This is a genomic window from Streptomyces sp. HSW2009, from assembly GCF_040240285.1.
Taxonomy (GTDB): Bacteria; Actinomycetota; Actinomycetes; order Streptomycetales; family Streptomycetaceae; genus Streptomyces.
The window spans coordinates 1-1,884 of the sequence record NZ_JBEHZD010000906.1; the positions used below are offsets into that span (position 1 = coordinate 1).

The 1,884-nt window shown below is 75.2% G+C and carries 2 protein-coding genes; both read left to right on the forward strand.

Annotation, left to right across the window (positions count from 1 at the left end):
• Positions 1-137: 137 nt before the first annotated feature.
• Positions 138-860 (forward strand): dethiobiotin synthase, encoded by a 723-nt coding sequence (gene bioD / locus AAHZ94_RS33430; RefSeq protein ID WP_349997453.1) that lies wholly within the window; start codon positions 138-140, stop codon positions 858-860.
• A 228-nt stretch (positions 861-1,088) separates the two neighbouring features.
• On the forward strand, positions 1,089-1,628 hold the full coding sequence (locus AAHZ94_RS33435) for a GNAT family N-acetyltransferase (protein WP_349997452.1): 540 nt from the start codon (positions 1,089-1,091) through the stop codon (positions 1,626-1,628).
• The last annotated feature ends 256 nt before the right edge of the window (positions 1,629-1,884 follow it).

Consider the following 1,884-nt stretch of genomic DNA (forward strand, 5'->3'; position numbering starts at 1 on the left):
CCCCCCCCCGGGGGGGGGCGGGCGCCCCCGCCCGCCCGCGGGGGCGCGCCCCGCGGGGGGGGGGGGGCCCGCGGGCGGCGCCCCCCCCCACGACCGGAACCCCGGTACGAGACCCGAGACACCTTGAGGACACCACGATGAGCACCGTGATCGTCACCGGTACGGACACGGAGATCGGCAAGACCGTGACGACGGCCGCGGTCGCCGCCACCGCCCTGGCACAGGGCCGCCGGGTGGCCGTCCTCAAACCAGCGCAGACCGGCGTCGCCCCGGACGAGCCCGGCGACGTCGCCGAGGTGCGCCGGCTGGCCGGCGACGCGGTGACCGGCAGCGAACTGGCCCGCTTCCCCGACCCACTGGCCCCGGCCACGGCGGCGCGCCGAGCGGGGCGCGCCCCGGTGCGCCCGCGCGAGGTGGAACGGGCGGCCCGCTCCCTGGCCACCACGCACGACCTGGTCCTGATCGAGGGCGCCGGCGGCCTGCTCGTACGGTTCGACGAGGCCGGCTCCACCCTGGCGGACGTGGCCCAACTGCTTGACGCCCCGGTGCTGGTGGTGGCCAGGGCGGGACTGGGCACGCTGAACGCCGCGGCCCTGACCGCGGAGGCACTGCGCACCCGCGGCCTGCGGTGCCTGGGCATCGTGTTCGGCAGTTTCCCGCCCGCACCCGACCTGGCCACCCGCTGCAACCTGGCCGACATGCCCGAGGTCACGGACGCGCCCCTGATCGGCGCCATCCCCCAGGGGGCCGGCGCACTGCCCCCGGAGCGCTTCCGGTCGGCGGCGGCCGACTGGCTGGCCCCGACGCTGTCCGGCACGTGGGACGCGACGGCCTTCGCGGGCTCTCTGCACGAGGGGTGAGGGACGGGTACGGAGGCTGAGAGCTGGGGGCTGGGGCGTACGGGGGTGCGCGGCGGCCCACCGCGTGGAAACCTCCAAGCCGCCCACGGCTGAACCCCGCTGTCGCCTGGTTGCGCCTGCCAGGGTGGGCCCAGCGAGCGAGCACCGCCCTCCACCAAGCACCGCCCCCGAACACTGCCGGGCCCGTGCTGCTCAGCGTGCCGCCACGCCTGTGATTGGGTGGCTGACATGACCGATCTTGGAACTATTCCTTGGCCACCTGCCCCAATCACGACCGAAAGGCTCGTACTCCGCGCACCCGAGGCCCGCGACCGTCCGACCTTCATCGAACTGCTGGCATCCCCAGAGGTGCACACCTACCTCGGCGGCCCCCGCCCGCGCGACGAGCTTGAGCGTGAACTCCCTGCGGTGCCCGAGCGGTGGCCAGGCAGCTTCGTGGTCGATTTCGACGGGTCGATGATCGGCCAGGTCCTGCTGAGAAGGGCAACGGGCCACCGCCGCCCCGCCGCCGCGGACAAGGCCGATCTCGGCTACCTGTTCCTGCCGCAGGCCTGGGGATTCGGGTACGCGACCGAGGCGTGCGCGGCAGCACTCAACTGGTTCGACGACACCCTCCCAGGCGAGCCGGTGGTCCTCACCACCCAGAGCGCCAACCTCAATTCCATGCGCCTAGCGGCAAAGCTCGGCTTCACGGAGGTCGAGCGATTCGAAGCCTGGGAAGCCGAACAGTGGCTGGGCCTGCGGGCCCCGGGAACGCCCTCCGATTGAGCGCGTACGCGACTGGGGGCGGGGCGGGGTGGGGTTCAGGGCGCTGGTGGTCCATTCACCCACTCGCCCACTCACCCACCGCAGGCTCAGATGCGCGAGTTGCGCAGCGACTGCCACACCGCGCCGGCCAGGGGCCCCGGCGCCCCCCGCCCCCCCCGGGGGGGGGTTGGGGGGTGAGGGGGCCGGTGGTGTTACCGCGGGGGAGCGGGGTGGGGGGCCGCGCGCCCGGGGGGGGGGGCCGGGGCACCCCGCGGGG

Excerpts from the sequence above, each read along its gene's own strand:
- bioD (WP_349997453.1), top strand. The coding sequence starts at position 138 with ATGAGCACCGTGATCGTCACCGGTACGGACACGGAGATCGGCAAGACC.
- AAHZ94_RS33435 (WP_349997452.1), top strand. The coding sequence starts at position 1,089 with ATGACCGATCTTGGAACTATTCCTTGGCCACCTGCCCCAATCACGACC.